Origin of the sequence: Chryseobacterium suipulveris (assembly GCF_022811685.1) — a bacterium.
Taxonomy (GTDB): Bacteria; Bacteroidota; Bacteroidia; order Flavobacteriales; family Weeksellaceae; genus Kaistella; species Kaistella suipulveris.
In genome coordinates, this window is the sequence record NZ_CP094532.1 from 1,041,346 (window position 1) to 1,062,478 (window position 21,133).

Annotated in this window: 17 protein-coding genes; 4 read left to right on the forward strand and 13 right to left on the reverse strand. The window is 41.5% G+C overall.

Annotation, left to right across the window (positions count from 1 at the left end; genetic code table 11):
• Positions 1 to 139: 139 nt before the first annotated feature.
• The gene (locus tag MTP09_RS04885; RefSeq protein WP_243550898.1) at positions 140 to 2,683 is read left to right on the forward strand and encodes a phosphoenolpyruvate carboxylase; all 2,544 of its coding nucleotides are present in this window, start codon (positions 140 to 142) and stop codon (positions 2,681 to 2,683) included.
• A 32-nt stretch (positions 2,684 to 2,715) separates the two neighbouring features.
• Here the strand turns inward: MTP09_RS04885 and MTP09_RS04890 are convergent, their stop codons facing one another.
• The gene (locus MTP09_RS04890) at positions 2,716 to 4,317 is read right to left on the reverse strand and encodes a S8 family peptidase (RefSeq protein ID WP_243550899.1); all 1,602 of its coding nucleotides are present in this window, start codon (positions 4,315 to 4,317) and stop codon (positions 2,716 to 2,718) included.
• 332 nt (positions 4,318 to 4,649) lie between these two features.
• On the opposite strand from MTP09_RS04890, the gene MTP09_RS04895 reads away from it, so the two are divergent.
• Both MTP09_RS04895 and galE read left to right on the forward strand, forming a co-directional pair.
• Positions 4,650 to 5,777: a DegT/DnrJ/EryC1/StrS family aminotransferase gene (locus tag MTP09_RS04895; protein ID WP_243550901.1), complete on the forward strand. Its 1,128-nt coding sequence runs from the start codon at positions 4,650 to 4,652 to the stop codon at positions 5,775 to 5,777.
• A 94-nt stretch (positions 5,778 to 5,871) separates the two neighbouring features.
• A complete protein-coding gene (gene galE, locus MTP09_RS04900) occupies positions 5,872 to 6,891 on the forward strand; it encodes a UDP-glucose 4-epimerase GalE (protein ID WP_243550906.1) in 1,020 nt (339 codons plus the stop codon).
• Between the two features lie 125 nt (positions 6,892 to 7,016).
• On the opposite strand, the gene MTP09_RS04905 is transcribed toward galE, so the two are convergent.
• The 6 genes from MTP09_RS04905 to pnuC all read right to left on the reverse strand — a co-directional run bounded on the left by MTP09_RS04905 (position 7,017) and on the right by pnuC (position 13,809).
• The gene (locus MTP09_RS04905) at positions 7,017 to 9,539 is read right to left on the reverse strand and encodes an outer membrane beta-barrel protein (protein WP_243550908.1); all 2,523 of its coding nucleotides are present in this window, start codon (positions 9,537 to 9,539) and stop codon (positions 7,017 to 7,019) included.
• 171 nt (positions 9,540 to 9,710) lie between these two features.
• Positions 9,711 to 10,748, reverse strand: coding sequence for an endolytic transglycosylase MltG (gene mltG / locus MTP09_RS04910; RefSeq protein ID WP_243551596.1), 1,038 nt, complete (start codon positions 10,746 to 10,748; stop codon positions 9,711 to 9,713).
• Positions 10,749 to 10,840: 92 nt separating this feature from the next.
• Entirely contained in the window at positions 10,841 to 11,728 is an 888-nt protein-coding gene (gene dapF, locus MTP09_RS04915) for a diaminopimelate epimerase (protein ID WP_243551598.1), read from the reverse strand.
• A gap of 141 nt (positions 11,729 to 11,869) precedes the next feature.
• Positions 11,870 to 12,652 (reverse strand): NAD(P)-dependent alcohol dehydrogenase, encoded by a 783-nt coding sequence (locus MTP09_RS04920; RefSeq protein ID WP_243550909.1) that lies wholly within the window; start codon positions 12,650 to 12,652, stop codon positions 11,870 to 11,872.
• Positions 12,653 to 12,655: 3 nt separating this feature from the next.
• A complete protein-coding gene (locus tag MTP09_RS04925; protein WP_243550911.1) occupies positions 12,656 to 12,796 on the reverse strand; it encodes a hypothetical protein in 141 nt (46 codons plus the stop codon).
• 338 nt (positions 12,797 to 13,134) lie between these two features.
• Positions 13,135 to 13,809: a nicotinamide riboside transporter PnuC gene (gene pnuC, locus MTP09_RS04930; RefSeq protein ID WP_243550913.1), complete on the reverse strand. Its 675-nt coding sequence runs from the start codon at positions 13,807 to 13,809 to the stop codon at positions 13,135 to 13,137.
• A gap of 461 nt (positions 13,810 to 14,270) precedes the next feature.
• On the opposite strand from pnuC, the gene MTP09_RS04935 reads away from it, so the two are divergent.
• A complete protein-coding gene (locus MTP09_RS04935) occupies positions 14,271 to 14,849 on the forward strand; it encodes a Tll0287-like domain-containing protein (RefSeq protein ID WP_243550914.1) in 579 nt (192 codons plus the stop codon).
• 117 nt (positions 14,850 to 14,966) lie between these two features.
• Here the strand turns inward: MTP09_RS04935 and MTP09_RS04940 are convergent, their stop codons facing one another.
• From MTP09_RS04940 to MTP09_RS04965, 6 genes are all read right to left on the reverse strand, one after another.
• Entirely contained in the window at positions 14,967 to 15,401 is a 435-nt protein-coding gene (locus tag MTP09_RS04940) for an OsmC family protein (RefSeq protein WP_243550915.1), read from the reverse strand.
• Positions 15,402 to 15,405: 4 nt separating this feature from the next.
• Positions 15,406 to 15,717, reverse strand: coding sequence for a rhodanese-like domain-containing protein (locus MTP09_RS04945; RefSeq protein WP_243550916.1), 312 nt, complete (start codon positions 15,715 to 15,717; stop codon positions 15,406 to 15,408).
• A 68-nt stretch (positions 15,718 to 15,785) separates the two neighbouring features.
• Positions 15,786 to 16,394 carry a Crp/Fnr family transcriptional regulator gene (locus MTP09_RS04950; protein WP_243550917.1) on the reverse strand — a complete coding sequence of 203 codons (609 nt, stop codon included), beginning with the start codon at positions 16,392 to 16,394 and terminating at the stop codon, positions 15,786 to 15,788.
• A gap of 56 nt (positions 16,395 to 16,450) precedes the next feature.
• Entirely contained in the window at positions 16,451 to 17,530 is a 1,080-nt protein-coding gene (gene recF / locus MTP09_RS04955) for a DNA replication/repair protein RecF (RefSeq protein ID WP_243550918.1), read from the reverse strand.
• Between the two features lie 339 nt (positions 17,531 to 17,869).
• Positions 17,870 to 19,669 (reverse strand): BamA/TamA family outer membrane protein, encoded by a 1,800-nt coding sequence (locus MTP09_RS04960; RefSeq protein WP_243550919.1) that lies wholly within the window; start codon positions 19,667 to 19,669, stop codon positions 17,870 to 17,872.
• A 644-nt stretch (positions 19,670 to 20,313) separates the two neighbouring features.
• A complete protein-coding gene (locus tag MTP09_RS04965) occupies positions 20,314 to 21,075 on the reverse strand; it encodes a UbiA prenyltransferase family protein (protein WP_243550920.1) in 762 nt (253 codons plus the stop codon).
• Positions 21,076 to 21,133: the final 58 nt, after the last annotated feature.

Genomic DNA, 21,133 nt, shown 5'->3' on the forward strand with positions numbered 1-21,133 from the left:
TGAAATAATATTCATTGGGTTTATTGCAATGGAAAAATACAAAGACATTATAAAAACAAGAAAAATTAAATTATCGTTAAAGTCAATTTTTTACCTATTTCAAAATCCTTTCCCATTAAAAATCCCGTAAATTTGTTCAATGCAAAACCAGGAAATCACCGAAAAATTTCGGCAACTCGTTGAGAATAAATTCCAGATATATAACTCCCTGTTTATGAGTTTGCCTTACGATAAAATGACCAATATCGGGATGTTGCTCCCTTTTCTGTATGAAGAAAGCAAGTCGGGATACGAAAACGGAAAAAGTCCCGACGAGATTGTGGAGGAGTTTTTCGCCAAACATACCGAGCTGAAAACCGAGGAACAAAAATGTGAACTCCTTTTCAAGATTATCCAATACATTGAGAGACAGGTTGTTTTGTTTGATTCTATCGAAGATGCGGCGTTTTCGCAGCTGCATTCGGAGAGCGATGCAGGAACTTTGTTTCAGCTTCACGAACGCGCGCTGCAGGAACATCAGCTGGAATCTACTCGGAAAAAACTGAAAGATTTTGGGGTAAAGGTTGTATTTACGGCACATCCGACGCAGTTCTATCCGAATTCGGTGCAGAGAATTCTTCACGATTTGCGCTCGGCGATCATGAGCGATTCGGTCACCGAAATCGATATGCTGCTTCAGCAGTTGGGAAAAACACCTTTCGTGAACAAAGAAAAACCTACGCCGCTCGACGAGGCAATGAGCATTATTTTCTATCTGAGGTATGTGTATTACGACACCATCGGTGAACTGTATAAAAAGTTGAAAAACGCTTTTGGAACTGCGGGTTTTTCGCCGCATCCGGATGTGGTACAGCTTGGTTTTTGGCCAGGAGGAGACCGCGACGGAAATCCGTTCGTGACCGCAGAAATCACACGAAAAGTTGCCGACGAATTACGCAGCTCGATTTTGAAATCCTATTACGAACATTTAAAAAATGTCAGAAGAAGGTTGAGTTTCAGAGGGGTTTCGGAAGTTTTGGAATCTTTGAGCCACGATCTTTACGATGCGATTTTCAAGGAAGGGACGGTGATTTCTTCAAAGCAGATTTTAACTAAAATTAATGAGGCAGAGAAAATTTTGACCGAGCAGCACAACGGGCTTTTCAAAAATATTCTGGATGATTTCAGGGATCGCCTTCAGATTTTTGGGACGCATTTCGCCACTTTGGATATTCGCCAGGACAGCCGGGTTCATCAAAAATCCATTGACGAAATTATTCTAAAGAAAGCCAACTTTAACCAAGAAAATATTTCAACTGAAGAAAAACTGAAATGGCTTTTGGAAACGGAAACCATTATCAGTCCCCATGATTTTGAAGGAATAACGAAAGACACTTTGCAAACGGTTTTAAATATCAAGGATATTCAGCAAAAAAATGGTGAAAGAGGAATGCACCGCTACATCATCTCGAATTCTGACGGGATTAAAGATGTGCTGAATGTGTACGGATTTTTCCGACTTTCTGGGTATAAAGAAGAAGAAATCAATATCGACATCGTGCCACTTTTTGAAACCATCGAGGGACTCGACAATGCTGAAAATGTGATGCGTCAATTGTACGAACTTCCGATCTACAGAAAACATCTGGAACGGCGTGGCAACGGACAAACTATTATGCTCGGTTTTTCGGACGGAACTAAAGACGGCGGTTATTTGAAAGCCAACTGGGAAATCTACGAAACCAAGGAAAAGCTGACCAAAGTTTCGGAGGAATACGGGATAAAAGTAGTTTTCTTCGACGGCAGAGGAGGACCGCCAGCAAGAGGAGGCGGCAAAACCCACGATTTTTACGCTTCGCAGGGAAAAACCATCGCCAACAACAAGATTGAAATTACGATTCAGGGACAAACCATCACGAGTGTTTTCGGAAATAAGGAACAGGCGAAATATAACTTCGAGCAGTTGCTGACCGCGGGAATCGAGAACGACGTCTTTAAAAATTCCAGAAAAGATTTAACAGACAAAGAAAGAGAACTGATTCAGGAACTGGCGGAAATCAGCTTCCATAAATATTCTGATCTGAAACACCATCCGATGTTTGTGCCGTATCTTCAAGAAATGAGTACGCTGGAATATTACGGCAGAACCAATATAGGAAGTCGACCGACGAAACGCGGTGCAGGAAGCGAACTGAAGTTTGAGGATTTGCGCGCGATTCCGTTTGTCGGTTCCTGGGCGCAGCTGAAACAGAATGTTCCAGGATTTTTCGGGTTTGGTTTTGCCCTGAAGAAATTGAAAGATGAGGGAAGATTTGCCGAGGTGATCGATTTGTATCGAGGTTCCGACTTCTTCAAAACGTTGGTGCTCAACTCGATGATGAGTATGAACAAGTCGTATTTCCCGCTGACTTCGTATATGAAAGACAACCCCAAATTTGGTGCTTTCTGGAATATCCTGCACGACGAATATCAGCTTTCAATCGAAATGATGCTTGAACTGACTGGATTCAAAATGCTTCAGGAAGAGGAGCCACTTTCAAGAAAGTCGGTAAAGATCCGCGAGAAGATTGTTTTGCCGCTTCTGAGCATTCAGCAATATGCTTTGATTAAGATTCAGAAAGACGAGGGAAATCGGGAGGTTTACGAAAAATTAGTCACCCGTTCTTTGTTTGGAAACATCAATGCGAGCAGAAATTCGGCATAAAAAAAGACCTCCGTTTTGTGGAGGTCTTTTTCTTATTTCTTAATGATTTTTTCTACATACTCGTTTTTGTCGGTTTTAACTTTCAGGAAGTAAACACCGCTTTTCAGTTGTTCGACACTGTTCGTTTTCTGATTTTGAAGTGATTGCAGTTTTCTTCCCAAAACATCGTAAAGTTCAACTGAACTGATTTTTTCTGTTGTATCAAAGGTGAAGTTATTGATTACAGGATTCGGATAAATCTTTAAACTATTGAATTTTGTGGAATTGTCAGTTGCCAAAACAGCATTTAAGGTATTCCCGAAATTCAGAATTCCATAACCCATTTGTGCGGTTGTGTTTGGATACTCAGAAGAATTCTCTCTCAATAAATCTCGGAGTTCTGCCAAAGATTTGTTCGGAAGTGCCTGAATCAAACACGCAACTCCACCTGCAGCAAGCGGTGTTGCAAACGAGGTTCCACTGCTTGTGGTAGCGGAATTGTTATACGCCATTGCAGTATTGGTTCCTCTTGCACTTGCATCAGGTTTGATGACTCCGACTGAATTCGGCCCAAAAGAGGAGAAAGATGAACTTACTCCGACTGAGTTCACTCCACCCACGGTGAAAACTTTTTCGTTATCGGCAGGAGTGATGATGTAATGCCAGTATGTGAGCGCTTCGTTTCCTGCGGCAGCCAAAACGAAAATTCCTTTTTCTACAGCGATTTGTGCGGTTCTCGCGATGAAGGAAGTGGTGCCGTTCATATCCGAGTAAAGCAAATTGTAACGAGTGTCGTCGAAATCGTAGTATCCGAGAGAAGTGGAAATAATGTCGACTCCTTTTCGGTCCGCTTCTTCAGCGGCTTCCGTCCAATAAATCAATTCCTCGGGAAATTCGTTGTAGGCATCTTCTGTTGCGTAAAGATAGAAATCCGCATCTGGAGCAGAACCCACATATTGATTGTCGATATATCCTGCAATCGTCCCTAAACAGTAAGAACCGTGATTGTGTAATGCAGTGTTATAAATGTCACTACTTTTGTTGATGAAATTGTAGCCGCCCTTAATTTGCCCATTATTTCTGATTCGTGCATAAGCGGATCCCGTATTTACTCTCGGAAAACCTGTGTCGATCACCGCAATTGTGATTCCGGTTCCTGTATAACCAGCGATATGCAGCGGTCGGAGATTGATCTGGTTGATTTGCGACAAACCTGTTCCGTAATTGAAAGTGGTTCGTACGGAATTATCGAATTCTTCGAATTTGTTGACTTTTTTTATTTCGGGTTTTCCACCGGTTGGATGTTTGATGAATCGCTCCACTGACTGCACATACGATTGCTGCTCAAGTTGGGCAATCTGCGCAGAAGTGGCATTCACAGCGACTCCGTTCATCCATTTGGAATAATCTGTCACGGTAAATCCGAGGTTTTGGATGTTCTGAATATAAGTCGGCTCAATCGGCGCGTCCTGGTCGTTGAGGGCGATTCCGTATTTTGTTCTTCGGTCTAAAGATTTTTGTGAAAGCTCCGAAAGTGGATTGGCATAAAAAGCGGCCTTGTTCGGTTTATCTTTAAAGTACACAAAAACCAGCTCCGTCTGCGCACTCATAAACATCACAGCTCCGACGAGAATGAATGATAGTAATTTCTTCATTAATATAACTTTTTTGATTTCAGCAAAAATAAGAAAAATGCTGAATCTCTTCAGCATTCCGTTTTTACAATTTGATTATCGTTATTTAATGTACGTTTTGTTTCCGTTTTTGTTAATGTAATATTTTCCGCCTTTTGGCCCGATCAGGATTTGGTGACCATTGTAAGTTCCGCCATTTTACAGGTTTAAATTTGCATTTGATGAACTAAATTTATTCCATAAATACCTGAATATCAAATTTTTAACAAGGTTTATTATTTCTTGAAAAAAACATTAACCGCGATAAGTTTTTTCACAGCCCTAATTTTCATAAATTTGAACAAATATTTTTTATGAGGAAGATTCAGATGGTTGACCTTCAAAGTCAATACTACAAGATAAAATCCGAAGTTGATAACGCTGTTTTGAACGTGATGGATTCCGCGGCTTTCATCAACGGTCCCGAAGTGAAATTCTTCCAGCAGGAACTGGAAAACTACCTCGACGTGAAACATGTGATTCCGTGCGCAAACGGAACCGACGCTTTGCAGATTGCTTTAATGGCGCTTGATTTAAAGGAAGGCGACGAAGTAATCACCGCCGATTTTACCTTTGCCGCGACTGTTGAAGTGATCCACCTTTTGAAATTAAAATCGGTTTTGGTCGATGTGGACTATGATACTTTCACCATTGATACCGATAAACTGAGGGCTGCAATTACCCCGAAAACCAAAGCGATTATTCCTGTTCACCTTTTTGGACAGTGCGCAAATATGGAGGAAATCCTGAAAATCGCTAAAGATCACAACCTTTTTGTGGTTGAAGATAATGCACAGGCAATCGGCGCCGATTTTGCCTTTTCTGATGAAACGTTGAAGAAATCTGGAACGATGGGAACGATTGGAACGACTTCATTCTTCCCTTCAAAAAACCTCGGTTGCTACGGAGACGGCGGTGCGATTTTTACCAACGATGACGAACTCGCCCACAAAATGCGCGGAATCGTAAACCACGGAATGTACGAAAGATACTACCACGACGAAGTGGGCGTGAATTCGCGTTTAGACAGTATTCAGGCAGCGGTTTTGAGGAAGAAACTTCCGCTTCTGGATGTCTATAATGAGCAGCGAAGAAAAGCGGCAGATTATTATGACGAAGCATTTGCCAATCATCCGAATATTTTGACACCGAAAAGAGCTGAAAATTCCACCCACGTTTTCCACCAATATACGCTGAGAATTCTCAATGGAAAGCGGAACGAGCTTCAGCAATTTCTCACCGAGAAAGAGATTCCTGCGATGATCTATTATCCGGTCGCGCTGAGAAAACAGAAAGCATACTATCAGGAAAGCGACCCCAAAGATTTTGTGAATACCGACAAACTTTTGGACCAGGTTATTTCTCTGCCGATGCATACCGAACTCGACGAAGAGCAGCTGAAATACATTTCTGATGCGGTTCTGGAATTTATGAAATCTTAATTTGTATGTGAAGGAAATTTTCCTCCCTTTAGGGAAGGGGTAAAGAAAATTTTCGAATTCATCTTTATTTACTCTTAATCTTCAAAACTTCTCAATGACAATACTTGTTACAGGCGGACTCGGCTATATCGGTTCGCACACTGTAGTTGAACTTTTGAACAACAATTTCGATGTCGTGATTGTTGACGACCTGTCGAACAGTGAAAAATTTATTCTTGACAATATCGAAAAAGTGGCGGGGAAGAAACCTGTTTTCTATCCCTTCGATCTCAAACGAAGAGATCTGCTGAAACAGCTTCTCGATGCACATCAGATTGACGGATGCATCAACTTTGCCGCATTCAAGGCGGTAGGAGAGAGCCAGGAAAAACCAATCGATTATTACGAAAACAACCTGTTCTCGCTGATAAATATTCTTCAGGAATTTAAGGAAAGAAATATTTCCAACTTCATTTTCAGTTCGTCGTGCACTGTTTACGGACAAGCCGACCAAATGCCGATCGACGAAAACACGCCACTGAAAACTCCCGAATCTTCCTACGGAAAAACCAAACAAATGGGAGAGGAGATTCTAATGGATTTTTCAAATGCCCATCACAAAAAGGTTTCCTTGCTGAGATATTTTAATCCGATCGGGGCGCATCCTTCTGCACTTTTAGGAGAGTTACCGATTGGCATTCCTAATAATTTGATTCCTTACGTTACTCAAACCGCAGCAGGAATCCGCGAGAAACTTTCAGTTTGGGGTGATGATTATCCAACTCCTGACGGAACCGCAATCCGAGATTATATCTATGTGGTGGATTTGGCGAAAGCACACGTGAAAGCTTTGCAAAAACTCATTGCAGATTCTTCTGAAACCGTAATTGACGTTTACAATCTCGGAACGGGAAAAGGATCATCCGTTTTGGAAGTGGTACACGCTTTTGAAAAAGCCAACAATGTCGAAGTGCCCTACCAAATCTGCGACCGAAGAGCAGGCGACATCACCATCGCTTACGCCAATGCCGACAAAGCCGAACGCGAACTCGGCTGGAAAGCAGATACGAGTTTGGAGGAAGCATTGAGGACGACGTGGGAATGGCAGAAGTACTTGGAAGAAAGAGCCAGGTAATTCCGATAGCTATCGGAAGAGCCAAGAGCCAAGAATCAAGAGCCAAGGTCAAAGAGCCAAGTAAATTATGGTCATAAAAAAAATCAGGAAAAAACTTCCTGATTTTTTTTATTTCGTACTTCACATTACATCGGTGGTCCCTGATCATCACCACCTTGATCATTGGCATTGATGTCTTTTTTCTTTTTCGGCTGATCCACTTTCTCGCCCTGTTTGAAACGGTAGGTGAAAGAGAGGTTGAAAGTTCGCGGCATCCACTGCATGTATTGCTCTTTCTCAAAATTGTTTCCGAATCCGACTACGTTTCTCGCCCTGGTTCCAAATATATCCTGGATATTGAAGGCAATGGTTCCGTTTCCGTTCCAGATGGTTTTGTTGGCACCGAAATTAAGTACGTACATCGGTTTGCTCTCGCTGGATGCGGTTTTCTCGCCGCCACGGTAGAATCCCTGAAGCTGCATGCTGAACGTTTTATCAATTCTAAAAGAGTTCGTTAATCTGAACCTTGAAGAAAACCCGGAACCGTCGAAGGAAAGCGGTTTGCTCATCTTCTCGGCATCGAAGAACGTTCCCTTAGAATTATAGCCGAATAGGTCGATGCTTCCCATGATTTTCCACCAACTTAAAAGATCGGCATTAAAGTTCATGTCAAGTCCATACTGATCCTGGGTTCCGATATTGAAAGGTTTTGTAATCAAAACATTTGAGCCGGGTGTCTCGCTTAAAACCACCATTCTGATATCGTCTTTTTCATGACGGAAATAAAGGGTTGGGTTTATAGTGAACTTCCTTTTCTGGATCGCGTAACCTAGTTCGAAAGAGTCGATGTATTGTGGATTCAGGTCCTCGTTTCCTCGGAAAAGGTTCTGTCTGTTTGCCAATGAGGTTGGATAAGGAATCATGAACCACGATCTCGGTCGGTTAATTCTTCTGGAATAGTTCATCAAAAGCTGGTTACTGGTGCTCCCCAAATCGTAACTCAGGAAAACGCTCGGGAAGAAACCGATATAGTCTTTTGTTTTGCTTGAGCTGTTCCCCTGAAGATTCAGGTAGTCGATGTTGATATTCGAATGTTCAGCTCTCAATCCCACTTGATATCCGAAATTTTTAACCTTGCTTTTAAACTGGGTGTATCCGGCGTTGATCATTTCTTTATACACCGTGTTTCCGCTGTAATCGTTCAAAACATTGTAATTCAAATTGATGTCGGTTCCGCGGTTTAGGAAGTCGTAATCGTTGGTATTGTTGTCGATTCTGTAACCTGCCTCTAATTTTGAGATTTCACCTACCGGAAGTTCATAGTCGATCTTTCCGATCACCGATTTATTCACGGTATTATTGTTTCCCAAAGTTCCATAGATGAAGTTTCCGGCATCAAACTCTCTGGAGTTTTCTGTGCTTTCGTTTTGGTTTCTCTGCAAGCTTAATGAAAGTGCAATATTGTGTCCCTTGTCGTCAAATTTATGGTCGAGTCCCACATCGCCTTGCGCGGAAATACCTTTACCTGTACCTAAAGCGAGTGTTTGCGAATAGCTGTTCTGGATTCTCGCCGCATCGAAACCGTAATTGTCAACGGTGTTGTTGTTTGTGCTGTTGGAACCACGAACCATTCCGGAAACGTTCAATGAGGTTTTCTCTGTTAAATCTACATTGAAACCGGCATTCGCGTTGTAGTTTTTGTTTTGGCTTTTGTTCAGGGAATTCTGTTCCAGATATTGTGTAGTGGCCAAAGTTGTCGGATCAAAAAACCTGGTGTCGCTGTTATTTTCCCCCTGGCTTTCGCGGTAACCGCCGCCTCCGTTCAGAAACCAGGACCAGTTTCCTTTTTTCCAGCTGAGATTCGTATTAAGGTTGGTGCTCGGAAGATAACCGACACTTCCGGTTACGCTTCCGTTGAAGCCCATTCCTTTTGCTTTTTTTAGGATGATGTTCAAAATCCCTGCGGTTCCCGAAGCTTCAAATTTCGATGAGGGATTGGTGATGACTTCAATTCTTTCGATCTGATCTGCCGGGATCGACTGTAGTGCACTTTCGCCGCTGTCAAGACCGAGAAGAGCGGAAGGTTTTCCGTTGATAAGGAATTTCACGTTGGAGTTTCCTCTCATCGAAACGGTTCCGTCGGTTTCCACTGATACGGACGGAACGTTGCTCAATACATCCTGCAGGTTTCCACCTTTACTGATGAGGTCGGTTGATGGATCGTACACTTTTTTGTCGAGTTCAACGCGGTAGGGTTTTGTGGCCTGTGCAACGATGGTGACTCCTTCAATGTCTTTGGTCGGTGCTAAAGTCGAGGAGCTTTCTGCTTCCACGGTGAAGTTTCCGAGATTTCCGGGAGTTCTGATTTGTTTGTTTAAAGTCGATTTCTTGAAGTCGATCGCTTCGATGGTGATGTCGTAATTTCCGGGAGCGAGAGCGAGTTTGTATTCGCCTTTCTCGTCGGATAAAGTGGCGTCGCTGAAGAGTTTGTTCGCCTTGTTGCTGAAGGTTACCGATGCGTAGGGAACAGCTTGGTTCTGTTTGTCGGTGATTTTTCCCGAGATGTTGATTTTTTCCTGTGCAAACGCCAAACTTGCTGCACCCAAAACGAAAGTTAGTCCTAAAGTCCGTTTTCTGATAATTGATGTGATCTCAATCTTATTCGTCATACTTTTAGTTTATACCAATACAGATGGTTTTTATTGACATTAGTTAAATCGATTGATGTTATAAATAATGTTAAACTTTAGTATTGGTGTTAAAATTTACTTTTTATGATTTTTTTATTTGTTAAACCTCATAGGTTTGCCAAACCTATGAGGTTTCCCTGCTTAATGAATTTATTTAATGTTCTTCGAGTTCAGCCAGTCCTGGTATGCTTTTGCATTCACTGCGTGTTCCGCCGCACTTGCCGTAAACTTGTGGTAACCGAATTTTGCAGGATTGGCGCACATGTAGATGTAGTCGTTCTTTTCGGCGTTTAAAACTGCGTCCACAGAATTTTTGTCGACCACGCAAATCGGTCCGGGCGGAATTCCCACATTTGCATAAGTGTTGTAGGGCGAATCTTCTCTAAGATGTTTGAAGAGTACGCGGCGAATCGGCGCATCCTTGAAATTGTTGGCTTTGGCAACGGCATAGATCACAGTAGGGTCACTTTGCAGCTTCATCCCTTTTTTGTAGCGGTTCAGGTAGAGTCCGGCAACGGTTTTCATTTCGTCGGGTTTTCCGCCGGTTTCTTTGTAAACCAATGAAGCCAATGCATAAATTTGATTTCTCGTAAGTCCCGATTGCTGTTCTTTCTGCTTTCTTTCTGCGTTCCAAAACGTGTTATATTCGTCCTCGAATTTCTTGAAGAATTCCTTTGGAGTTACAGTCCAGAAAAAGTTATAGGTATCAATGAAGAAATATTTCTTGAGATCTTCGGCGCTGGAATATCCTTTTTCGCTGGCAATTTTGTTAAAGTCTGTGGCAAAACGCAGCGAGTCGAGTTCCGTTTTTTTGGCGACTCTTCCCACCATTTGGTAAACCGTGAAGAAATCCCCGATTCTGTAGGTGTTTTCGGTTTGGTTTCCAGCTTTGATCATGTTGACCAAATCGGTATTGTTGGTTCCGGATTTAATCCGATAACGACCGGCGTTGAAAAAACGGTTCAGGTTTTTATCTTTCGCAACTGCAGCAAACGATTCCTTGTTTTTCACAAAAGGCGTGATCGAATCGAGAATCGAGTTGAAATTCGCAGAGTGGGGAATGAGGATGTATCCTTCCTTTTCCACATTGTTGGCAAAATATTTCTGGTAGTATCTGTAGCCGAACCAACCGCCGATAAGCAGTGCCAGTAAAGCGATTCCCGCAAATATTGAACAACCTTTTTTCATAAATAAATTTTGCTTTCTGCCTTCAGCAATCCGCTTTCGGCAATCTTTGTCTTTAGTTTTTGCTGAGAGCGGAAAGCCGACAGCGGATTGCTTCATAAATCAATTTTTCCCCTAAACACCTGTTTCGCGGGTCCTTCTAACCAAATATTTTTAAAGGAATCCCCGTCTTTATCGGCATATACTTTCAGGTTTCCGCCGAGAACTTTCACTTTGACAGAGGTTTGGTTTTTGTCCTTCATAAAAACCAACGCAGAAGCGGTGACTCCCGTTCCGCAGCTGTAGGTCTCGTCTTCCACGCCGCGTTCGTAGGTTCTTACGAAGATTTCGCCATCCGAGATTTCTTCGGCAAAGTTCACATTGATTCCTTCAGTTTTGTAAGTCGCAGAATTTCTTATTTCGTTACCGTTCGTATAAACTTCATAGTTTTCGACATCGTCCACAAATTTCACGAAATGTGGAGAACCAGTGTTCAGCTCAAAATTTCCGTCGAGGTTCTTAATGGAGTTCACGTCGCCCATTTTCAGCTTCACAATACCGTTTTTAATCTCGGCTTCGTGTAATCCGTCAATGGCGATAAAGGTTGTTCTGTCCTCGAAAATATCCAGGAAGTGGGCAAAAGCCACGATACATCTTCCGCCGTTTCCGCACATGGTGCTTTCGTTTCCGTCGGAATTGTAGTACACCATTTTGAAATCAGGAAATTCTGAAATTGCTCCCTTTAGGGTCGGGGTAAATATTTCAGAGTTTTCGGATTGTACTTCATTAGCTGAAGAATCTGGATCAGCAACTTTTTTTTCCTCAATCCTAAAGGATGAAAAAGTTTCTGTTGCATTCTCAAGAAGGATCAAGCCGTCGCCGCCGATTCCGAATCTTCGGTCGCACAGTTTCTCGATCAGCGCTCTGTCTTTCGGGAACTGCAGGTCGCGGTTGTCGATCATCACGAAGTCGTTTCCTGTTCCCTGATATTTAAAAAATTCCATCATAAAAAAAGCGGAAAAATCCGCTGTTGAATTGGGTTTGCAAAGATACTTATTTCGTGGGAAACCGCGAAGGGGAGCGGTGTTAAAGTAATCACAAAAATGAGAGAGAGATAAGGTGTTCGAGATTCGGAAAAGATCAACTTAGGAAGTATTGGAAATCTTCACTACTATATTGCCCTTTTTCCTTTCCGTGTCCACATATCGGTGTGCTGCCACAATTTCGTCGAGCGTAAAAATCTGGTCAATCACGGGACTGAGTTTGTTGGTGGTGAACATCTCTTTCAAAAACTCGAGCTGTTCCACGCTTTCTGATGCGACTTCGAGTCCGCCGACGGTTTTGTAGATTCCCTTTTCCTTGAGTAGTTTCCTTGCGGTTTTTCTGTCGAGTTTTCCGACGGCGTCAAAAACGATGTCGAATTTTTTTTGGAGTTTTTCCAAGCTTCCATCACGGTAGTCGATTTGCTCATCCGAACCGAGACTTTTTACCAGATCGAAATTTGTCCGGCTGCAAACTGCGGTGACATTTTTTCCAAAATACTTCGCGACCTGTACCGCGGAAGTCCCGACAGAACCCGTTGCTCCATAAACTAAAACGTCTTGAACGCTATCATTTCTGATTTCCGCTTTTTCAAGAAAATAAATGGCGGAAGTTCCACCAAACACGATTGCCGCCGCATCTTCGAATGTTGAGTTTTCTGGTTTTAAAGCAATGACGGAACTTTCCTTTAAAGCAATGTATTCCGCATAAGCTCCAAATCGGAAACCGGTCATTGCAAAAATCTCGTCTCCTTTTTTGAACTTTGAGCATTTGTCGCCGACTTCTTCCACAATCCCCGAAACAACGGTTCCAAGAACAGGTTTCCGCGGTTTCGAAAATCCGAGTGCAAAACGCAACACCAGTTTCAGGACACCTCCAACTTTCAATCCTCATATTCTCACATCTCCCGAATTGAAGGTACTTGCCATCACTTTTACCAGGACCTCATTTTCTCCAAGAACAGGTTTTGGTACTTCACGAATTTCTAAAACTTCGGGTGGTCCATATCGGGTGCAGACAGCGGCTTTCATAAATTAAGTTTTGGGCTAAATTAGAGAATCTGAAGAAACTGTTTGTTAATGTAACTTTAAGAAAAGCAAAAGATTACTTGATTTGGGTTTAGATTTTTATTGTAACGCAAAGATTTTTTTTCAACACGCAAAATTGAGTTAAGCAAAGAATACGGATAAATCCGCGGATTAAGCGACCGCTTCATCAACTCGCCTTTGGCGGAAAAAACTTTGCATCTCTTTAAAGTAAGGCAGTCTTTTTGAATAAATCTTTGTGTGATAAAATTTTAAACTGTTGCTTTTTCTTGCAGTTACAGTTCATCTAATTATTTTATTCCTAGTGTAAAAATAATCATAGATCAAATCTGTGAGTTCGGCTTTTTCAAATTCCTCTTCCATTCAAACAAGCCGATGATCGCCATTACCGTAAAAACCAGGTATTGAATCGAGGTAATTCCCAAACCTTTGTAAATCATCATCGGAATACAGATGATGTCGCCGATAATCCAGAAAATCCAGTTTTCTACCTTTCTTTTCGCCATTAACCACATTCCAACCAGAAAAATTGCGGTGGTCACTACATCGAGCCAGTTCGCCCAGTCGAGATGATAAAGTCCGAGATCTACGTCCTTCATCGAAAATCGGTTGTCAATCCACGGTTTGTAGTAGTAAACCAGTGTCACCAGAAACAAACTGATGATAAATAAGATTGCAGAAATCGCCCATTCCTTTTTCGTTGCCCATGAAACTTCCACATGGATGTGGTCCTCCGAACTTTTTGCCCACAAAATCCAGCCGTAAACGCTCATCACGGTGTAGTAGAAATTGATCATCATGTCGCCGAGAAGTCCGAAATTGAACAGGATGTAAACATACAGCGCAGTGGAAATAATGCCTGTCGGGTAAACCCAGATGTTCTTCCTGATCGAAAAATAGACACTCAGAATTCCGAAGAAAGTCGCAACCGCTTCCAGAAAAATCTGAAAGTTGGTGTAGGATTCATAAGGTTTCAGAAAGAGCTCGTGGAAATTCATGCGACCAAAGATAGCGAAAAAGAGGGTTTGATTTGTTTGAGGTTTGGGATTTGAGGTTTGAGATTTGAGGTTGTTTGAAGTTATTTGAGGTTGTTTGAAATTGTTTGAAGTTATTTGAGGTTGTTTGAAGTTATTTGAGGTTGTTTGAACCGGTTTTTAGGTCGATGATCATCAATTGCTAATTGTTGGAACGAGATAAAGCAATTTCTAACATGAAAATTAGAAAATGGTTTTTGCGCCATTGTCTGTCTTTGTTAAACGAAGTGCCTTTGCCTCCATCTTTTTCTATTATTAAATGGAATCGGCGAATCTGCGATTTGTTTGTCTTAAAAATCGGAAGCATTTTGAAGAGAATTCCTTGTCTGGCTTTGCGAGTAATGGAATTTTGTAAGAAAAAACATCTGTAACACTTGTCACACATTAATCATTAAGAATTCTCTAATTTTGAAAAAAGTACCAAAATGAAAAAGATCATTCTCATCGCTTCCGTTTTTTTGTTGGCGGTTCAGTGTTCGGAAAACCAATCGGAAACTTCTGTATCTCCTACACAAACAAAAACCGCAACCACCGAAATCAGCACCGATTCCCTGAAGAATTACGCCGGGGAAACCAAGAAACTCCTCGTGAAAAACCTTACCCAGAAAATAGAGGAGGGTGGAGCTGAAAACGCCCTCGAATTCTGCAATATCGAGGCAATGCCGCTCACCAAATCCATGTCGGAAAAACATGGGCTGCAAATCAGCAGAGTGACCGACAAACCGAGGAATTCCTCAAACCTTGCCAATGACGAGGAGCTGAAACTTATCGAAAAATACAAGCAGCAGATTTTGGCAGGCGAAACTTTGGCGCCCACAAGAACTGCAACGCATTATTACGAACCGCTCGTCACCAACGCGATGTGTCTGCAATGTCACGGCGAGAAAGGAAAAAACATCCAAACGAAAACCCTGGAAAAAATCGCGCAGCTTTATCCTAATGATTTGGCGACCGGCTACAAAGAAAATGAGGTGCGCGGATTGATCAGCATTAAGACTAATTAGCAGACTTTGAAACCGAATTTCAGGAATTCAATATCCTGACTGTTTTAATTTTTTAATGCAGAAGCCCCGGAAATTCCGGGGCTTCAACGTGATTAAAATATGAAATAACCTACTCTCTTAAACAGTTAGAATAGTGGGTTTCATGGTGATTTTTGATTTCACTGAGTTGGAAATCAAGCAAGCTGCTTCTGATTTTTGAAGCACCCGTTCTGCTTTTTCTTTGTCTGCCTCATTCACGATCGTTACGGTCGGTTCCAGAATCACCTCGGTCATCAGGAATTTTCCTTCCACCTGCTCGAGTTTTCCGGAGGATTTACATTTAAAGCCGGTGAATTCAAGTCGCGAATTTTCTGCAATCGCAAGAAAGGTCGTCATCAGACAGCTCGAAACTGCAGCGGTGAAAAGATGTTCCGGAGACCAGATATTCTCAACTCCTTTCGGAAACTGCGGCGGAGTTGCGATTTCTACTTTCTCTGAAAGTTCTGGAGAAGACATTTCTCCCAACCGGTCATTTTTCCAGTTGATATCTATGGTATAAAAGTGCGGATCCATTTTCTTAGATTTTATTGTTTAAACTCATCCATCCTCCGCCGTTGTACACCTGTGTGTAACCTGCATTGGCGAGAATGCTTTTTGCATTTGCGCTTCTCATTCCTGATGCGCAGCACGTGATGATCGGTTTGTTTTTGTCCTTCAGTCGCGAAAGGTTATTCTTTAGCTGATCCACGGGAATATTGATGGAATTCTTGATGTGTCCACCGGAAAATTCGCCTTTGCTTCGAACATCCACAATGATCGCTCCTTTTTTCACTAAATCTGCGAAATCGGTTTTCTCAAGACCGAAAAGGGATTTAATAGTATCTAACATAATTTTGGGTTTTATTAAATTATTACCGCAAAATTAGGTTCATTGAAAATGCTACACCGTAACTAAAGTTACATAAGCAGGATTTTATTTCGGGAGAGTTTCAGGATCTGCTCTTTTTCCAGCTGTTTCAGTACGCGACTCGTGGCTTCGCGCGTGATTCCGAGTTCGTCGGCAATCTGTTGGTGGGTTACCGAAAGTTCTTTTGAATGATACAGCTGCGATTTTTGCCGGAGGAGATGCAGGATTCTGGCGTCCGCTTTCTGGAAGGCGACTGCATTAACCACTTCCAGGAGTTCTTCAAATCTTTTTTGGTAAAGCGTAAAGATAAAGTCTGTCCACTCAGGATATTTTTTCACCCAATCTTTGGCTTTGTCGACAGGAATCATCATGATTTCGGCGGCTTCTTCCACCACCGCCTTGATTTTGGAGGTTTCGTTCTTCATTCCCGCCAAGATCGAAACGATGCAGCTTTCACCGGGAGTCAGGTAATAGAGCAGGATTTCTCTGCCGTCTTCCTCGGTTCTGATCACTTTGATGCTCCCGGAAACCACTACCGGAATGCTTTTGATATAGGAATCCATATTCACGATCACGTCCCCGGAACGAAAACTTCTGAGGTTGCCCGATTCCACAATTTCTCTCTGTAAATCCGACTGGAAAATGTCCTTTAAAATCATTCTTTAAAGTTAAGCAATTAAAAAATATTTTGTTGGACAGAATGCGGCAAATGAAGTCATATCTCAAAAATTTTCGACTCCTCATTGATCCTTTTCACCACGCTTTCTGTTCTTTCGCGGTGCGTGTCGGTAATGAAAATCTGACCGAAATTTTCCTTGTTCACAAGTTCGATCAGTTGCGAAACCCGCGAATCGTCGAGTTTGTCGAAGATGTCGTCCAAAAGCAGGATCGGCGTTTTTCCCGTCAATTCTTTAATTCTGGTCATTTGCGAAAGTTTCAGCGCGATGAGAAACGATTTCTGTTGTCCCTGACTTCCAGTTTTTTTTAGCGGAAAACCATTCATTTCAAAGAGCAGGTCGTCTTTGTGCGTTCCGCGTGAAGTGTAGGTGAGGATGCGATCCTTCTCAAGATTTTCTTTAATGAGAATTTCAAAACTGTTTTCAGCCAAATCGGATTGGTATATTACCGAAACTTTTTCGTTTCCGTTAGAAATAATCTGGTAATAATTCTGAATTAATGGTGCAACAGAACCGATGAATTCTCGTCTTTTATTAAAAATTTTTATTCCAAATTTAATGAGCGGTTCGTTGTAGATTTCTAAACTTTCGCTGTCGAAGAATCGGTTTTTGGCAAAGTTTTTCAAAAGTGCATTTCTCTGCTGAACGGTTTTTTGATATTGAATCAGCGTGAAAAGGTATTCGGAATCGGTCTGCGAAATCATCGAGTCGAGGAACTTTCTGCGGCTTTCTCCCGAATCGGAAATCAGGTTCGAATCGTAGGGCGAAATAATCACACTCGGCAAAAAACCAATGTGGTCCGCAATTCTATCGTAGGGTTTATCGTTTTTTTTAATGATTTTCTTCGCTTCTTTCGGCTGCTGGATTTTAATGATATTCTCCTTTTCCCCATCAAAAATTTCACCGTCGATGGCAAAGAAATCTTCACCGTTCTTGATATTGTTAAAGTCGGTATTTCCCAGGAAAGATTTTCCCACGGAAAGATAGTGAAGCGCATCCAGAACATTGGTTTTCCCGACGCCGTTGTTTCCGACAAAGCAGTTGATCTGCGGCGAAAATTCAAACGATTTCTGCGAATGGTTTTTAAAGTTGGCGAGCGTAAGTTTTTGGATGATCATTAATTGAAGTTCTTTACGAAGGAAATTTCTGCTTCTTAGATTTAATGGTAAAGAAATTTTCCGACATCATATTTTTTTAAACTTGGTGCGCATTTGGAGTTCTTTCAAAACGCAAAGGTTTACTATTATTTAGCTTATGATTAGAAAGCAAAGATGACGAATAAATTCGTTTTGAAGCTTTCTCTTAATCAAATTCGCTTGCGAATTCTTTCTTTGCTCTCTAAATTTCTCGTTTTTAGTATAAATCTTTGCGTGAAAAATACGCTATTTTTAAAAGTAATAATCAAACTTGACTATCACCAAAAATTTCAGTAAAGGTAAAGATTTCTGCCGAGAATCTTAATTGCCGAAATTTACGAAATGTGGCACATCGGTCGAAAAAGAACTGATCGGAAAGTAGTCGCTTCTGTACTGGTTGAAGTCGAACCCAGGTTTGTTGTCGAGCGGAAGTTTCGGGTAATACATAAAGGAAACCTGGATCCTGTTGAACACCAGAAACGGATTGTAGATCAGCATTCCGACTCCGACTTTGGTTTGAGTGGGCGCACTGAAAAGTGAGTTTCCGTTTTGGGAAAGCCAGCCGAAAGCGGTCGTGAGATAAGGATTGAAATGGAAGTTTTTCCAGGTTTTATTGATGAAAAACTGCATCTGGTATCGCAGAATGAGCTTCTTCGTTCCGATGAAATCCCCGCTGAACATCGGGAACTCGTCTGCCGCGGAAAGATTAATTCTGTCTTTGTACGAGTAATTGTAGTGCTGGTTTCCGATCGCGAGTGTGGGTGAGAAAAAATGGCGAACCCTCGCAAATTTCCAGTTTTGCAGTGGGGTGAAGTAGGTTCCGTCAATCCGGAATTCGTCGCGGTTCTGTTTTTCGTCGTGGAAAAATCTTCCGTATTGCGCTTTGACATTGAAGAATCCCCAATCCGTAAATTCCCCCAAAGACGCAGAAATGCCGCCATAAGGAACAATTTCTTTTCCCTCAATGACGATTCCGGAGGTCAAGCCCAAAGATTTTCCGAACGGAATATCTTCAGGAAGTTCGTATTGGAAGACGTTTTTGTGTACACGGTATTGTCGGTCGGTGTAAACAGCGGAAGCCAAAATGCTGTTCGAAGTTCTGAAAAAGCTGTTGTTGTAAACTTCCGGCGAATCTTTGTACTGGTAATTCTGAAACCTGCCCAAAACCGCAATGTTCTTAGAAATCCTGCCGTCATCTTCTCTCTTTAATGGAAACTGGTAACCTCCCCACCAATCCTGGCGGTAAACCTTGATCTGGACTTCCGGGAAAGGATAGGTGTTTTCCAACGGCAGTGCAACTTTTCTTTTAAAATATTCGAACGCAAAACCTCCTGCCCATCGAGTAAGCGGCGAGAAAAATCCGCGGGTCGCACTGAAACCGATTCTCTCGTTGTTTACAAAATCTCTTTCGCCTAAAATCGTGGCGTCGATAAAGCTGCCGAAAAGATTGTTTGCGGTATAACTTCCGAAAACGTGGTCCTGTTTTTCCTTAAAATTTCTGGTGTAGTACAGGTTCACTTCATCACCTAACCCCATGAAATTCTGCTCGAGAATTCCCAAGCCGATTTTGCTTCCCGAAAAACTCAGCTGAGGTTTCAAGCTCCAAGAATCGAGAACTCTCACGCGAACATCCACCGAATCTTTCGTCGAAGTACTGTCGATTACTCGAATATCGACGCGGTTTACAAAAGGTTTAGTACGGAGCAATCGTTCGGATTCGTAAATTTTTTGCGGATCATATTCTTCCCCTTTCTTAAACATCAGGTAATTTTTCACGGTCGATTTTCGGGAATCAATATGCACTTTTTCGGCGAGTCGGTCGTACCATTTCGAATCTTCCTGTCGCTGTTCCTTCGTGTAACCGAACGGATCGATGGTTTCGATTTTAGTATTTCTGATGAATTTTCCCTTGTAGTTGTTCTCAGTATTTTTTTTAATGGCAGAACTTACCGATGCGGAATCGGCTTCTCTTCTGAAAATAAAGCGGTGCAGAAATTTGGTGACTTTTCTTTTGTCTGAGAATTCTTCGATTTTGGTGTACAGCGAATCTTTTTTCTCCTGCGCCGAAACAGTGGAAAAACTCAACAATAACAAAAAGAAAAAAAAGAATTTTAGTTTCAAAGAAAAAAGGTTTGGGAAACGGTTATCAATAAATAAGCCAATATAGTACGGGTTTTTTTATCGCAACGAACGCAACGAAAAATTTAACAAAATTACTCCATATTTCAAGAGCCAAGGCATTTTATTTAGCAGAGAAAGACAAAAACTTCATGATAACCTATTACAAAAGGCATCATTCTTTTTAGTAAAAGCTTTTTGCAATTGCTCTTTGTCTATCTTCAATAAGCGATAGGGCCTTTCCATCAATCTTTTTATTAATGAATGGAATCGGCGAATCTGCGATTTGTTTAGCTTATCAATGCAGCACGAAAATTAATTTAGCTTTGTTTGGCGTTGCGAGAATTCTTAGCAAATTAATAGATTGTGCAATCCAATGAATGCACCTGCAATGCTCAAAATCTCGCAAGGCAATACAAGGAAAATCATTCTGCATTGCGCACTTTTTAAAGACAAACAAAGGCGCTTATGCTTAGCCAAGATAAACAATGTTTTTTTTCCACGTTAATTTCTTTGTCTGTCTGAAAAATAAGCGTTAGCGCCTTTGTCTAGCCTAAAAGCAGATTGATGTGGAAGAAAAATCTTTGTTTGGCGTTGCGAGAATTTTTCAACGCAACGAGCGCAACGAAAAATTTAGCAAGATTACTTTATTTCAAATCAATTTTAGTTAGCCAATACAGAATCAGAGGCAGTCCGCTCAAACTTTCAACCCAGAAAGAAAAATATGATTCCCGGTTGGAGTTTTCTGAAAAATAGATAAGGATGAAGGTTAAGGTTGAAGTTAAGAAGAAGACGAATGCAAAGTCGGTGTTCAAAAAGAATATCGCAATCATCAAACTTGCAAAAACCAAAACATAAGCAAAGTATTTCGTGTTCTGAACCCCGATTAATCTTGGAAAAGTTACGACATCATCCACATCCATATCACGGATGTCGAAAGGTAAAACGAGTGCAGTGATAAAAAATAAACTGATCAGGAAAATACTGAAATGAAATTCGGGCAAGATCAGCCAGGAATTGATCAAAGCCCACGTTAATCCTACATAAAACACCTTAAATAAAGGAATTTTTCTCACGAAGGAATCCAGAAAAGAACTGTTGTACAAAAGTCCCAAAACCACGATGACCAACCATTTGAAAATACGGATTTCGTTATGGTTAAGAAAAATTAATATCATGGATGCGATTCCAAATATCACATTGATAATCAGTATTTTATTAAATAGCCGATGTTTTTGGTATTTGGTGTAAAGATAACCGCTGAAATAGGTGATATAGATCAAAACCACCGTCGGAAAACGGAATATATTTTGCTCGTACATGAAAAAAACGGCAAACAGTGTTCCCATCAAAGCGACAAGAATCTGACTCTCGACCACATATTTTTTTAGTAACTTTAATGTCTGCATTCTGCAACAAATTTAACCAATTCTCACATTTGAAATCCATACAGTACTGACTGCGCCA

Coding starts and splice junctions, on each gene's coding strand:
- MTP09_RS04965 (WP_243550920.1), bottom strand. CDS start 21,075: ATGCAGACATTAAAGTTACTAAAAAAATATGTGGTCGAGAGTCAGATT.
- MTP09_RS04945 (WP_243550916.1), bottom strand. CDS start 15,717: ATGTTAGATACTATTAAATCCCTTTTCGGTCTTGAGAAAACCGATTTC.
- mltG (WP_243551596.1), bottom strand. CDS start 10,748: ATGAAAAAAGGTTGTTCAATATTTGCGGGAATCGCTTTACTGGCACTG.
- MTP09_RS04895 (WP_243550901.1), top strand. CDS start 4,650: ATGAGGAAGATTCAGATGGTTGACCTTCAAAGTCAATACTACAAGATA.
- dapF (WP_243551598.1), bottom strand. CDS start 11,728: ATGGAATTTTTTAAATATCAGGGAACAGGAAACGACTTCGTGATGATC.
- recF (WP_243550918.1), bottom strand. CDS start 17,530: ATGATCATCCAAAAACTTACGCTCGCCAACTTTAAAAACCATTCGCAG.
- MTP09_RS04905 (WP_243550908.1), bottom strand. CDS start 9,539: ATGACGAATAAGATTGAGATCACATCAATTATCAGAAAACGGACTTTA.
- MTP09_RS04925 (WP_243550911.1), bottom strand. CDS start 12,796: ATGAAAGCCGCTGTCTGCACCCGATATGGACCACCCGAAGTTTTAGAA.
- MTP09_RS04885 (WP_243550898.1), top strand. CDS start 140: ATGCAAAACCAGGAAATCACCGAAAAATTTCGGCAACTCGTTGAGAAT.
- pnuC (WP_243550913.1), bottom strand. CDS start 13,809: ATGAATTTCCACGAGCTCTTTCTGAAACCTTATGAATCCTACACCAAC.
- MTP09_RS04935 (WP_243550914.1), top strand. CDS start 14,271: ATGAAAAAGATCATTCTCATCGCTTCCGTTTTTTTGTTGGCGGTTCAG.
- MTP09_RS04890 (WP_243550899.1), bottom strand. CDS start 4,317: ATGAAGAAATTACTATCATTCATTCTCGTCGGAGCTGTGATGTTTATG.
- galE (WP_243550906.1), top strand. CDS start 5,872: ATGACAATACTTGTTACAGGCGGACTCGGCTATATCGGTTCGCACACT.
- MTP09_RS04940 (WP_243550915.1), bottom strand. CDS start 15,401: ATGGATCCGCACTTTTATACCATAGATATCAACTGGAAAAATGACCGG.
- MTP09_RS04950 (WP_243550917.1), bottom strand. CDS start 16,394: ATGATTTTAAAGGACATTTTCCAGTCGGATTTACAGAGAGAAATTGTG.